The 12,066-nt window shown below is 37.0% G+C and carries 15 protein-coding genes; 2 read left to right on the top strand and 13 right to left on the bottom strand.

What is annotated here, in order from left to right; translation table 11 throughout:
- Positions 1–119: 119 nt before the first annotated feature.
- Complete coding sequence (gene rpsI, locus ACSHWW_RS03200) at positions 120–506, bottom strand: 30S ribosomal protein S9 (protein WP_435680972.1); 387 nt, start codon at positions 504–506, stop codon at positions 120–122.
- 1 nt (position 507) lies between these two features.
- On the bottom strand, positions 508–963 hold the full coding sequence (gene rplM / locus ACSHWW_RS03195; protein ID WP_435680971.1) for a 50S ribosomal protein L13: 456 nt from the start codon (positions 961–963) through the stop codon (positions 508–510).
- Positions 964–1,233: 270 nt separating this feature from the next.
- On the opposite strand from rplM, the gene ACSHWW_RS03190 reads away from it, so the two are divergent.
- Complete coding sequence (locus ACSHWW_RS03190; protein WP_435680970.1) at positions 1,234–1,746, top strand: lipocalin family protein; 513 nt, start codon at positions 1,234–1,236, stop codon at positions 1,744–1,746.
- Here ACSHWW_RS03190 and ACSHWW_RS03185 read toward each other — a convergent pair.
- The 11 genes from ACSHWW_RS03185 to ACSHWW_RS03135 form a co-directional block, all read right to left on the bottom strand.
- On the bottom strand, positions 1,743–2,192 hold the full coding sequence (locus ACSHWW_RS03185; RefSeq protein ID WP_435680969.1) for a GNAT family N-acetyltransferase: 450 nt from the start codon (positions 2,190–2,192) through the stop codon (positions 1,743–1,745). The two genes, ACSHWW_RS03190 and ACSHWW_RS03185, sit on opposite strands and share 4 nt — an antisense overlap.
- Entirely contained in the window at positions 2,192–2,473 is a 282-nt protein-coding gene (locus ACSHWW_RS03180) for a DUF427 domain-containing protein (protein ID WP_435680968.1), read from the bottom strand. The genes ACSHWW_RS03185 and ACSHWW_RS03180 overlap by 1 nt, the downstream gene beginning before the upstream one ends.
- A gap of 4 nt (positions 2,474–2,477) precedes the next feature.
- Positions 2,478–3,443, bottom strand: coding sequence for an L-histidine N(alpha)-methyltransferase (locus ACSHWW_RS03175; RefSeq protein ID WP_435680967.1), 966 nt, complete (start codon positions 3,441–3,443; stop codon positions 2,478–2,480).
- Entirely contained in the window at positions 3,440–4,606 is a 1,167-nt protein-coding gene (gene egtB / locus ACSHWW_RS03170) for an ergothioneine biosynthesis protein EgtB (RefSeq protein WP_435680966.1), read from the bottom strand. The genes ACSHWW_RS03175 and egtB overlap by 4 nt, the downstream gene beginning before the upstream one ends.
- 123 nt (positions 4,607–4,729) lie before the next feature.
- The gene (locus tag ACSHWW_RS03165) at positions 4,730–5,335 is read right to left on the bottom strand and encodes a hypothetical protein (RefSeq protein WP_435680965.1); all 606 of its coding nucleotides are present in this window, start codon (positions 5,333–5,335) and stop codon (positions 4,730–4,732) included.
- A 1-nt stretch (position 5,336) separates the two neighbouring features.
- Entirely contained in the window at positions 5,337–6,161 is an 825-nt protein-coding gene (locus ACSHWW_RS03160) for a thymidylate synthase (protein WP_435680964.1), read from the bottom strand.
- 125 nt (positions 6,162–6,286) lie between these two features.
- Positions 6,287–6,685 carry a thymidylate synthase gene (locus tag ACSHWW_RS03155; RefSeq protein WP_435680963.1) on the bottom strand — a complete coding sequence of 133 codons (399 nt, stop codon included), beginning with the start codon at positions 6,683–6,685 and terminating at the stop codon, positions 6,287–6,289.
- Between the two features lie 123 nt (positions 6,686–6,808).
- Positions 6,809–8,236 carry a NupC/NupG family nucleoside CNT transporter gene (locus ACSHWW_RS03150; protein ID WP_435680962.1) on the bottom strand — a complete coding sequence of 476 codons (1,428 nt, stop codon included), beginning with the start codon at positions 8,234–8,236 and terminating at the stop codon, positions 6,809–6,811.
- A gap of 12 nt (positions 8,237–8,248) precedes the next feature.
- Entirely contained in the window at positions 8,249–8,866 is a 618-nt protein-coding gene (locus ACSHWW_RS03145) for a bifunctional nuclease domain-containing protein (protein ID WP_435680961.1), read from the bottom strand.
- Between the two features lie 91 nt (positions 8,867–8,957).
- Positions 8,958–9,926, bottom strand: coding sequence for an electron transfer flavoprotein subunit alpha/FixB family protein (locus ACSHWW_RS03140; RefSeq protein WP_435680960.1), 969 nt, complete (start codon positions 9,924–9,926; stop codon positions 8,958–8,960).
- 90 nt (positions 9,927–10,016) lie between these two features.
- Positions 10,017–10,763 carry an electron transfer flavoprotein subunit beta/FixA family protein gene (locus tag ACSHWW_RS03135; RefSeq protein ID WP_435680959.1) on the bottom strand — a complete coding sequence of 249 codons (747 nt, stop codon included), beginning with the start codon at positions 10,761–10,763 and terminating at the stop codon, positions 10,017–10,019.
- A 297-nt stretch (positions 10,764–11,060) separates the two neighbouring features.
- On the opposite strand from ACSHWW_RS03135, the gene ACSHWW_RS03130 reads away from it, so the two are divergent.
- A complete protein-coding gene (locus ACSHWW_RS03130; RefSeq protein WP_435680958.1) occupies positions 11,061–12,041 on the top strand; it encodes a pyruvate dehydrogenase complex E1 component subunit beta in 981 nt (326 codons plus the stop codon).
- Positions 12,042–12,066: the final 25 nt, after the last annotated feature.

The following is a 12,066-nucleotide window of genomic DNA, read 5'->3' as shown; positions in this document are numbered from 1 at the left end:
TAGATGCTAAACTAGGTCCCGACGGCAATCGGGATGACAGCAAATTAATAATTAAAAAAAATATAAGAACAAATCCCATCTCGATGTAATCGGGATGGGATGATAATATGTGTGTAATATTAACGCTTAGAGAACTGGAATTTCTTCCTTGCTTTCTTCTGACCGAATTTCTTACGTTCCACCATTCTTGGGTCACGAGTCATAAGGCCTTCTGGCTTTAATACAAGACGATTTTCTTCATCGATTTGAACAAGTGCTCTTGAAAGAGCAAGACGTATAGCCTCAGCCTGTCCAGTGATTCCACCACCATGAACGTTTACTTTAACGTCATAAGTACCAGTAGTTTCAGTTAAGGCAAACGGTTGGTTTACTTTATATTGAAGAGTACCAGTTGTGAAGTAATCTTTAAGGTCTTTATTGTTGATAGTGATATTACCTTTTCCATCGCTAAGGTAAACACGAGCTACGGCAGTTTTTCTTCTACCTATTTTGTGTAATGTTTCCATCTTACTTGATCTCGTTTAAATTGATAGTAGTAGGTTGTTGTGCATCTTGTCCATGCTCAGCACCGCTGTACACTTTTAAGTTACGATAGATTGCTGCACCTAATTTATTTTTAGGAAGCATTCCTTTCACAGCTTTTTCAACTACTCTAGTAGGGTCTTTGTCATAAAGCTCCTGAGCAGTAAGGCTGCGCTGCCCACCTGGATAACCTGTGTGGCGTATGTAAGTCTTCTCAGACCACTTATTACCAGAAAGTTTCACCTTGTCAGCATTAATCACAATTACATTGTCTCCACAATCTACATGTGGAGTGAAGTTAGGCTTGTATTTTCCTCTCAATAATTTTGCAACTATTGAAGACATACGTCCTAATGGCTGGTCTGCCGCATCTACTAGTACCCATTCTTTGTTTACCGTAGCGCTGTTTGCAGAAACTGTTTTGTAACTTAACGTATTCACTTTGAACCTGTTTTAAATTCGTAACGATTTTAATGGTTAAAATCGGGCTGCAAATGTATGATTTTATATTTGATTGACAAGCAGTGAGATTCAAAAAAAATAAAGATGTTTTTTACAACTACTATTTTTAATGTGCTTGAGGTGGTTTTTTTAACGCTTTCGCGAAAGCGAAATAACGCAAAATGCCACTAAATACAGGCTGTTACTTTCTTTAACAAATTCAAAGATAGTGGTTTACTAGAATTTATTATCTTTAACAAAAATACAATGATGAAAAAATTAATCTTACCTCTTCTTGCGGGAATTCTACTTATTACTTCTTGTTCTGATAATTCAAATCAAACGACCAATAGTAATGCAGCGCTCGTGGGGAATTACGTTTTAACGACTTTAACCAGTGATGTGGCTGTTGATTTGAATCAAGACATGGCTACAGATATGGAACTTACTAATGAGACTACATGTTTTGACAACATGGCTATAAGTTTTAATGCTGATGGAACTTTTACTTCAACTGTTGCTGAGGTCAGCTTTGACAACGCAAATGTTTTACAATGTAATACAAGCGTAGAAACTGGAACATATTCTTATGGAAACGGATTGCTTACTATTACAGTTAATATAAATGGTGGAACTGCTACTGAATCTCAACAAGTTGTTTTAACAGCTACAACACTATCTTTTAATGTAGATGATAATGATGTTGCTCAATATTTTAGTGGAGCAGTAGGTACTCCAGCGAGTAGTATTACAAGTCTAGACTTTGTTTACACAAAAATTTAAGACGGATTCCACTCATAATAGTTAGTGGAATCATTACATAATTTAAATCCAACACTAGGGTACAGTTGATTTCCTATAGTGTTGGATTTTTCTGTTTCTAGCATTATGCCACGCGCTTTTGTCATTAAGCAAAGTTCTTTTGCTTTTTCAATTAATAACTTAGAAATGCCTTTTCCTCTGTGTTCTTTAAGGACATATAAATCATTAAGTAGCCAGGCTTTCTTTAACCTTGTGGAGCTAAAAATGGGATAGAGTTGTGTAAAACCAGCGATGGATTGATCAGAATCTATGGCTATAAATATTACAGATTCTTGACCTTTAATCCTTTTCAATAAGAAATCTTTACAAGATTTTAAATCGCTAGGTTGCTTATAAAAAATGCGATAAGAGTCAAATAATTTGCTCAAATCTTCAACATGACTTGCGGTTGCTTGGATGATTTCCATTACTCGCTTATTGTCACACCTTTCCAAAATGCAACATATCCTTCAATTTCTTTGGCAGCATGTTTAGTATCTGGGTAATACCAGGCGGCATCTTTGTTTTGTGAGCCATCTACTTCTAAAGTGTAATAACTAGCTATGCCTTTCCATGGACAATTAGTTTGCGTGTTGCTTTCTTTATAGTATTCTTTTTTAATACTGCTAGGTGGGAAATAATGATTGTTTTCTATAACTTTAGTTTCATTACTCTCGGCAATAACCTGATTGTTCCAAATGGCTTTCATAATTTTAATCTTTAGTATTAAATAAATAGTCTTTGAAAAGTTTTTGATCATCTTCAAAGATATTTGCTATTTCCAGTCCACTTTCTTTGGCGAGCCACTCGACGATATCATCATCGTACTTTTGTGAAATCTCACAATGAATGGTTTCCCATTTTTTAAAGTTTACTTTTAGATTTAGCTTTTTAAGTTCTACTTCACAAGCTTCAGTGGCGATTAGGTAGCTTTTTGCAGTACCGCTTTCTGGGTCATAAGATTCCCAATGCTCAAATTGATGCACTGGAAAATCTGCTTCCATTTCTTTATTTATGCGATGTAATAAGTTACGATTGAACTCTTGTGTTACACCTTGCGAGTCTGCATAAGCGTTTTGAATCGTAAGCGGATCTTTTTTCTGGTCAAAACCCATAAAAAGATAATCCTTTGTGGACATCACTTCTTTTAATTTCTTTAAAAACTCTATAGCTTTTGGGTGTTGTAAATTCCCAATGTTTGAACCCAAAACGATAATAACTTTGGGTCTTTTATTATAGGTAGCTAATCGTTCTAGAACTTTAAAGTAAGTTCCTTGTTCACCTTGAACTTCAAGATTAGGCAATATGGTAGTTAATGAATCAGTTAGTTCTTCAATCGCGTGCTGACTTATATCAATAGGAATATAGGTGAAATCTGTCTGATTTTCTACGAGTTCTCTGAGCAGTACTTTAGTCTTTTTCCCATCTCCAGCACCTAGTTCTATTAAGTCAAATGCTCCGTGAGTACTAAAGATTTCTCTCAGGTTTTCTTTGTGAGTGTCTATAATATTAAATTCTGCCTCAGTGAGGTAATACTCGGGTAGCGCCATGATTTGCTGGAACAATTCATCACCACGATCGTCGTAAATATATTTTGAACTTAAAAACTTTGGAAAAGCGATTAAGCCTTCTTTTACGTGTTCTTCAAATTCTAACTGGAAGGTTTCTTTTTTATTCATAAAGATTGTGCGAGTCTCAAACTCGTGAATTGCCATCTCAAATAAGGATGGAAAAAGTTTCTATAAGTAGGTCTTGCATGTTGTGGTGCAGTAGCAATAGAGCTACCGCGCAGCACCTTCTGGTTGACCATAAATTTACCATTGTACTCGCCTAGAGCGCCATCTGGTTTTGTGTAATTAGGGTAAGGTAAGTAAGCGCTTTCAGTCCATTCCCATCTTTTTCCCCAATCAAATTGTGATTGTGCAGCTTCCCATTCAAACTCTGTAGGTAAGCGCATGCTTTTCCATTGAGCAAATGCAAATGCCTCATAATAGGAAATATGAGTAATGGCGCTTTCATAACTTATTTCTTGAACTCCATTTAACGTGTATTGCTTCCATAGACTTTCATCTTTAAACCAATACATAGGTGCTGTAATGTTATTTTTCTGAACCCAATCCCAACCTTCAGTATGCCACAACATGACATTATTATAGCCACCATCTTTCATAAAGTCAAGCCACTCACCACAAGTTACAAGCTCGCTTGAAATTTTATAGGCTTCAAGAAAAACTCGATGTCTAGGCAGCTCATTATCATAGCAAAACTCTTGATTTGTATGACCTATCTCATAAATCTGAGCAGGCATTTCGATATAATTAGATTCTTTATCATTGGTAAAAACTTCATCTTGAACTTCTTTATAGACTGGCAGTAAAGGATTGTTCCCTAGAATGTATTTAATATCAGTAAGCAGTAATTCTTGATGTTGTTTCTCGTGATGAATTCCTATTTCTAGGATAGGAATTAAGGAATCAGTTAGATGATTTTTAATGAGTAGCTCCATGTTTTTAGTAACATAGGAACGATATTTATAGATATCATCTACACTAGGTCTGGATAAATTCCCGCGATCCGTGCGCACTACTCGAGCGCCTATACTTTCATAGTAGCTGTTAAATACATAAGCATATTGCTCATGGAATCTTCTGTAGCCTGGAAGGTTTCCGTCGAGTAAGAACTCTTCAAAAAACCAGGTCGTGTGTCCTAAATGCCATTTGGGCGGCGATACATCTACAATAGGTTGTACTACATAATCTTCTGTTTCCAGAGGTTCACATAGTTTTTTAGTGTGTGATCTTGTAGAAATAAAAAGCTTGAGAAGTTCTTGAGGTTGATTCATCTTCTCAAAGTTAATAGGAAATATTTAAAGTCTATGAGATTAGGCGACTTTTGTGAAATAGTTAGGAATTTTCTGTTTACGCTTTCGCGAAAGCTGCCTACCGACAGGAAGGGCGCACCTCAACTAAGGTTTCCTGTTGCGACGGTCATAATCTTTAAATTCATTATCACTTTTTCCAGCAAATTTTGCAATAAGACCGATTACCAAAGCGAGAAGCCCAATTCCTCTAAGAATCCATCTCCATGGAATCTCGCTGGATGATGAATTATTATAACTGTTCCCATAGTTCTGTTGCTGCTCCATTTGTTTCATGAGCTGTTCAATATTCTTGCGTTGCTCTGCTTGGGTGGCATAATTGGATAGAGATAATGTGGTGCTCTTCGGTTTTCCCTTCATGTTAAGATGAATAGGAGCGATGGTGACACGTGCGCTTGCTGGAATTTGTATCGTTTTTTCTCTATAAATTTTACGATGAAACATGACATTAGTAGTCGGGTCATAAAGCTCCACAAGAAATTTAGTAAGAGATTTATGTGCTTCCCAACTTGCCGTCGCCATTCCAGGATCTGATGCGGTCATTTTTAAATCCACTACGTAGAAACTAGGTTGATCCTTAAATTCAGTATCATCTATTTCTTTAAAATCTGCATAAGCAGGATCACTGTCTTGAGCGATCGTGAAATTAAAACTGGTCAGTATTAAAGTAACTAGGAATAAAAAATTCTTCATATTAAATAGCAACGGCACCTTTAATAGCGGGATGCGGATTATAATTTTCTAAAGTAAAATCATCAAAAGTAAAGTTGAAAATATCTTTTACGTCAGGATTGAGTTTCATGGTCGGTAATTCAACGGGTTCTCTACTTAATTGTAGAGCAACCTGTTCCATGTGATTAGAGTAAATATGCACGTCACCAAATGTGTGGATGAAATCTCCATATTCAAATCCACAAACTTGTGCCATCATCATCGTGAATAGGGCATAGCTAGCTATGTTAAAAGGCACGCCTAGAAACACGTCTGCACTGCGCTGGTAGAGTTGACAGCTTAATTTATTGTCTGATACGTAAAATTGGAAAAACGCGTGACATGGTGGTAATGCAGCCTTGCCATTTGCAACGTTTTCTGAAAAACTCTTGCTTGTGTCGGGCATCACGCTAGGATTCCAAGCGCTTACCATCATGCGACGAGAGTTAGGATTTGATTTTAAGGTTTTAACGATTTCTTTAATTTGATCAATGTCCTCACCGTTCCAGTTGCGCCATTGATGACCATAAACTGGTCCTAAATCACCATTCTCGTTTGCCCATTCATTCCAGATACGCACACCATTATCTTGAAGGTATTTCACATTTGTATCGCCAGTTAAAAACCAGAGTAGTTCATGAACTATGGATTTAAGGTGTAACTTTTTGGTAGTCACCATAGGAAAACCTTCTTGCAAATTAAATCGCATTTGATAACCAAAAACACTTCGAGTCCCAGTACCTGTGCGGTCACCTTTATCAGTTCCTTCATCTAGTATGTGCTGGAGTAAGTCGTGGTATTGTTTCATTTGATTATCTGTAATTTAAAAATCTGCCTACGGTTTAATAGCCTACAAAATAGCAGAATTAATTATCGAAACGCTACAGGAATTAAAATAAAGTCAAATATTTTATCAACTTATTTTTAATAAGTCTAAGATGCTATAGGCTGAAAAGTAATGGCCCAAGCCACGGCACTTTCTATATTTTTAAAAAGCCCAAAGGATCCTGAGTATAAAGATTGTTCCTCTACAGCTCGTTCAATTTCGTTCTCATGTGGAGATACTATCGCAATCCCTATAAGTTTTTTAGGGTTGACTAATTTATAAACGTCTAAATCAATATCATGAGCAAATGCTCGATTTGAGATATATACGTATGGTTTTGAATGAAAGTGAGCGTTAAGATCTTTGAGAATTTGTCTTGCAATCTCAGAATTTACATTGATTCCATCATTAATGATTCCAATCACATAATTGTCAAAGCAATAAAGGTTTCCAAATTCATATTGAAAATGAAATTTTGCATTATCAATAAAAGAAGAAGAATCCATGCGCGCGACTTTGTTTTAAGAAGGCAAATTTATTAAAATTTTCTTAAAATTCTTTTCTTAGGATTCAGATAATTAAATCTAAGTAAAAAAGTCTCTCGGATTAATTGGGAAAATTAGTTCTGTTTAACCGAAAAGCATTCCAGCGATAGTTGCTGTAAGTAATGCGGCACATGTTCCACCTATCAAAGCTTTTATTCCAAATGCTGCCAGCGTTTTGCGTTGTGCAGGAGCAAGTACACCTATTCCACCTATTTGAATTCCTATAGAGGCAAAGTTTGCAAATCCGCAAAGTGCATATGTAGAGATTACTATAGAACGATAATTTGTTAAGACACCGGCTGCTTTCAACTTACTTAAAGATGCATATGCAAAGAACTCATTTAGGATTGTTTTTTCACCCAGTAATTGACCTACTGCAACTATGTCTGAAGTAGGAACACCTATAATCCATGCTACCGGAGCAAATAAATTACCGAGAATATATTGCATTGAGAACTTTTCATAGCGTCCATCTGTGGCATCTACTATTAAATCATTCAAGCCTGTAGGAGCTCCTATGATATCTCCTAAAAACCAATTAACAACTGCAATGATTGCTGTAAAAACAAGCAACATAGCACCTACATTGACTGCGAGTTTTAATCCGTCAGTGGTTCCTCTAGAAATAGCATCTAGAACGTTAGAACCTATTTTTTCTTTAGAGATATTGAGTTTGCGATCTATTTTCTCAGGATTAGTTTCTGGATATAGCATTTTTGCTATCAATATGGCAGCAGGCGCACTCATTATAGAGGCTGTAATTAAATGTCGAGCAAACTCAGCTTTTGAAACAGGATCTGTTCCACCTAGGAATTCAATGAATGCAGCGAGAACTCCACCAGCAATTGTTGCCATTCCACCTACCATAAGACATAGGATCTCTGACTTTGTCATTTTATCTAGATATGGTTTTACCACAAGTGGTGCTTCCGTTTGTCCTATAAAGATATTTGCAGCCGCCGCGAGAGATTCTGCACCGCTTAGTCTCATGGTTTTACTCATCACCCATGCAAAGCCGTAAACGATTTTTTGTAAAATCCCTAAATAGTATAATAAAGATGTAAAAGCCGAAAAGAATACAATCGTAGGTAACACTTTAAAAGCAAATATGTATCCCATACTCTGCGATGGATCTACTAAACTCCCGAAAACAAATTGTGCTCCTTCCTCGGCCACGCCTAGAAACTCTACAACCTTTTGAGCAATCCACTTAAAAACTGCTGCTACAGCATCTACTTTTAAAACAAGTAATGCAAATACGATCTGTAAACTCAGACCTATTCCCACGAGTTTCCAGTCAATTTTTTTACGATTAGAACTCAATAAATAACACAAACCTATAATGAAGATGATTCCAATAATACCTCGATAGAAGCTTTCAAAAGTAAAGCCGTAACCTTCAGTAGGATCGATGTTGAATGAAGAAACTGTTTCCTGTGCAAATCCTATTAAACTACCACCTAAAATGAATAATATGGTAAGTAAGACTCTAGAAATAGATGATGGAATCATAAAATGTAGTGTTTATCTTTTCGACATTTCGTCACGCAATCGCGCAGCTAGTTCATAATTTTCATTGGAAACCGCTTCATCCAGCATTTTATGTAACTCTTTATTGCTTAAGTGGCTATAATTATCTTCTTGAGAAGCATCTGTATTGATGAGTTCATCTATGAAATTCTCATCACTTAAATCCAGCGGATCTTCCTGTAGTTCCTTATCAGGTCTTATGTGAGATTGAACACCAGCCTCATCAAGGATGTTTTCATAAGTAAAAACTGGAGCTTTAAATCGCACGGCTAGAGCAATCGCATCGCTAGTTCTAGCATCTATGATTTCTTCAATTTTATCGCGTTCACAAATTAAACTAGAGAAAAACACGCCATCCACAAGTTTGTGAATAATAACTTGTTTCACTGTAATCCCAAATCGTTCACCAAAGGTTTTAAAAAGATCATGAGTAAGAGGTCGCGGTGGACTGATTTCTTTTTCAAGAGCAATAGCAATACTTTGCGCTTCAAATGCGCCTATGACTATAGGTAATTGTCTGTCGCCGCCTACTTCTTTGAGTACGAGTGCATAAGCACCGTTTTGTGTCTCGCTGTAAGATATCCCGCGTATGTTAAGTCGTTTTAGACTCATAGAGTTACACTTTTTTTAAATGAAAAAAGCTGTGCAAAAATGAGTGTTTTTCTCATAATGCACAGCCTTAAAGCTAACAAATTTTTAATTACTAAGCGTTTGCTGCTTTGAATGCTTTTAATTTCTCAATTAATGCAGGTACTACTTCAAATGCGTCACCTACCACACCATAGTCTGCCGCTTTGAAAAACGGTGCTTCTGGATCAGTATTGATAACAACTTTAACTTTTGAAGAGCTTACACCAGCAAGGTGTTGAATTGCTCCAGATATTCCTATCGCAATATAAAGGTTAGTGGCAACTGGCTTACCAGTTTGACCTACGTGTTCACCATGTGGTCTCCATCCCATATCACTTACAGGTTTAGAACAAGCAGTTGCTGCTCCTAGAACCTCTGCAAGTTCCTCAATCATTCCCCAGTTTTCTGGTCCTTTTAGTCCACGTCCTGCACTTACTACTACGTCAGCATCTGCTATACTCACCTTATCTGTAGCTTTATCTACAGACTGTACTTGAACTTTAAAATCGCCATCATTCAATGATGGAGTAAAATCTTCGGTAGCACAATCTGTTGGGTTTTCTTTTAAACCATAAGAGTTGTTTGCAAGTCCTACTAATCTATTTGAAGTAGAAATCTCAGTCATTGCAAATGCCTTGTTTGTAAAAACAGATCTCTTAACCGTAAATGGGCTAGTTGACGCTGGTAATTCCATCACATTTGTCGCATATCCAGCCTCTAGATGAACACTTAAAAGTGAACCTAGGTATTTTGAATTTGCACTTGAACTTATAATTACGGTTGTTGCTCCTTCAGCTTTTGCAGCTTGAGCAATCGCGTCTGCATAGGCAGCTGCGTTAAATTTTTCTAGTTTTGAATCTGTAACGTTCAGTTGTTTAGAAACTCCGTGAGTGCCTAAATCGCCTGCGCCATTTGCGTTAAAAGAGATTGCTGTAACGCTTGTTCCTAACTGGTCTGCGATACCTTTTCCGTAGCTCGCTACTTCATAAGCTGCTTTCTTGAAAGTGCCGCCTTCAGATTCTGTATATACTAATACTGACATAGTTAAAATATTTTGGGAAGAGCAATGCTCTTACTATTGTTAATGTTATTGTGAATACGCTTTCGCGAAAACGTATATTAAAAACCTTACTTAGATCGCCTTTGCCTCGTTGTGTAACAAGTCAATCAACTGATCTAGGTTGTCTGCTGCGACTAATTTTACATCTCCTTTAGGAGCTGGTTTTTCAAAAGAAACTGTTTTAGTCTCAGTTGCTGTTGCTGCAGATGGTGCTACGGTTAACGGCTTTTTGCGAGCCATCATAATTCCACGCATGTTAGGGATTCTTAAGTCGCTTTCTTCTACAAGACCTTTCTGTCCGCCGATGATAAGAGGAAGAGTTGCAGTAACGGTTTCTTTTCCACCATCGATTTCTCTCACGGCAGTTGCATTTGATCCTTCTATTTCTAGAGAAATACAAGTATTAACAAAGCTAGAACCAGTCATAGCAGCAACCATTCCAGGAACCATTCCACCATTATAATCTATGGATTCACGACCAGCAATTACTAGGTCATATCCACCATTCTTAACAACGGCAGCAAGTTCTTGAGCAACGGCATAGCCATCAAGTGCTGGAGCATCTACTCTTATAGCGCTATCTGCACCTATGGCCAGAGCTTTTCTAAGTGTAGGTTCTACCTCAGCGCCACCTACGGTAACAACTTCTACAGTTGCGCTTTGCTTTTCTTTGAACCACATGGCTCTAGTAAGACCAAATTCATCATTAGGATTAATTACAAATTGAACACCATTAGTGTCAAACTGAGTATTATTATCAGTAAAATTAATCTTAGAAGTGGTATCTGGTACGTGACTGATACAGACTAATATCTTCATATTTCACAGGGTTTTTATAAGTTTTTCAAACGTTTGCGAAAGTAAGCAAAAAAGGTCAAATAAACTATGCATGCATAATAAAATTTATTGCTTTTTTACCTTAAATCGGTTTAATGAGTTCTTTTATCTAGAGTGTAGTTGTTTTTTAACGCAATTGTAACATGGTTACGAAAACGATGGCGAAATCTCCGTGCACATATTTATAGCCTTATTAAGACATTTTTTATCTTAAAAATGTGGTGTACTACGATTGGGTAAGTTATTTTTGTTGCTCTTTTGTTATAAACAGTAGTATTTATGAAGACTATACAATTCCGTGAGGCGATTTGCGAAGCGATGAGTGAAGAAATGCGCCGCGATGAGTCCATTTACTTAATGGGTGAAGAAGTGGCAGAATATAATGGAGCTTACAAAGCTTCAAAAGGTATGCTCGATGAATTTGGTGCTAAGCGTGTTATTGACACACCTATCTCTGAATTAGGTTTTGCTGGAATCGCGATCGGTTCTACCATGACGGGTAATAGACCAATTGTGGAATACATGACGTTCAACTTCTCTCTAGTAGGAATTGATCAAATCATTAACAACGCCGCAAAAATACGCCAGATGTCTGGTGGACAATTAAAGTGTCCAATCGTTTTCCGTGGTCCTACGGGAAGTGCTGGTCAACTTGCAGCAACGCACTCACAGGCATTTGAAAACTGGTTTGCAAACACGCCAGGTCTTAAAGTAATCGTTCCTTCAAATCCTTATGATGCAAAAGGATTATTAAAAGCAGCAATACGTGATGATGATCCAGTTATTTTTATGGAATCTGAGCAAATGTATGGTGATAAAGGTGAAGTGCCAGAAGGTGAATATATCCTACCTATAGGTGTTGCAGAGATAAAAAGAGAAGGAACAGATGTAACTATCGTTTCCTTTGGTAAGATTATTAAAGAAGCTTATAAAGCGGCAGACGAGCTTGAAAAAGACGGTATTTCGTGTGAAATTATCGACTTGAGAACGGTACGTCCTTATGATAAACAAGCGATTTTAAAATCTGTTAAGAAAACCAACCGTTTAGTAATCCTAGAAGAAGCGTGGCCATTTGGTAACGTATCTACTGAGATTTCTCACATGGTACAAGCTGAGGCATTTGATTATCTAGATGCTCCTATATATAAGATCAATACGGCCGATACGCCAGCACCATATTCTCCAGTTTTACTGGCAGAGTGGTTACCTAATCACAACGATGTGGTAGAAGGCGTGAAGAAAGTGATGTATAGAAAGTAATTCTAGAACACATAAATATCCAAAG

Source organism: Nonlabens sp., from assembly GCF_051251825.1.
GTDB lineage: Bacteria > Bacteroidota > Bacteroidia > Flavobacteriales > Flavobacteriaceae > Nonlabens.
The sequence above is the reverse complement of the archived record's forward strand: the minus strand, read 5'-3'. Positions and strand labels throughout refer to the sequence as shown.

Coding starts and splice junctions, on each gene's coding strand:
- ACSHWW_RS03165 (WP_435680965.1), bottom strand. CDS start 5,335: ATGAAGAATTTTTTATTCCTAGTTACTTTAATACTGACCAGTTTTAAT.
- ACSHWW_RS03190 (WP_435680970.1), top strand. CDS start 1,234: ATGAAAAAATTAATCTTACCTCTTCTTGCGGGAATTCTACTTATTACT.
- rpsI (WP_435680972.1), bottom strand. CDS start 506: ATGGAAACATTACACAAAATAGGTAGAAGAAAAACTGCCGTAGCTCGT.
- ACSHWW_RS03135 (WP_435680959.1), bottom strand. CDS start 10,763: ATGAAGATATTAGTCTGTATCAGTCACGTACCAGATACCACTTCTAAG.
- ACSHWW_RS03150 (WP_435680962.1), bottom strand. CDS start 8,236: ATGATTCCATCATCTATTTCTAGAGTCTTACTTACCATATTATTCATT.
- egtB (WP_435680966.1), bottom strand. CDS start 4,606: ATGAATCAACCTCAAGAACTTCTCAAGCTTTTTATTTCTACAAGATCA.
- ACSHWW_RS03180 (WP_435680968.1), bottom strand. CDS start 2,473: ATGAAAGCCATTTGGAACAATCAGGTTATTGCCGAGAGTAATGAAACT.
- ACSHWW_RS03130 (WP_435680958.1), top strand. CDS start 11,061: ATGAAGACTATACAATTCCGTGAGGCGATTTGCGAAGCGATGAGTGAA.
- ACSHWW_RS03175 (WP_435680967.1), bottom strand. CDS start 3,443: ATGAATAAAAAAGAAACCTTCCAGTTAGAATTTGAAGAACACGTAAAA.
- ACSHWW_RS03155 (WP_435680963.1), bottom strand. CDS start 6,685: ATGGATTCTTCTTCTTTTATTGATAATGCAAAATTTCATTTTCAATAT.
- ACSHWW_RS03160 (WP_435680964.1), bottom strand. CDS start 6,161: ATGAAACAATACCACGACTTACTCCAGCACATACTAGATGAAGGAACT.
- ACSHWW_RS03140 (WP_435680960.1), bottom strand. CDS start 9,926: ATGTCAGTATTAGTATATACAGAATCTGAAGGCGGCACTTTCAAGAAA.
- ACSHWW_RS03145 (WP_435680961.1), bottom strand. CDS start 8,866: ATGAGTCTAAAACGACTTAACATACGCGGGATATCTTACAGCGAGACA.
- ACSHWW_RS03185 (WP_435680969.1), bottom strand. CDS start 2,192: ATGGAAATCATCCAAGCAACCGCAAGTCATGTTGAAGATTTGAGCAAA.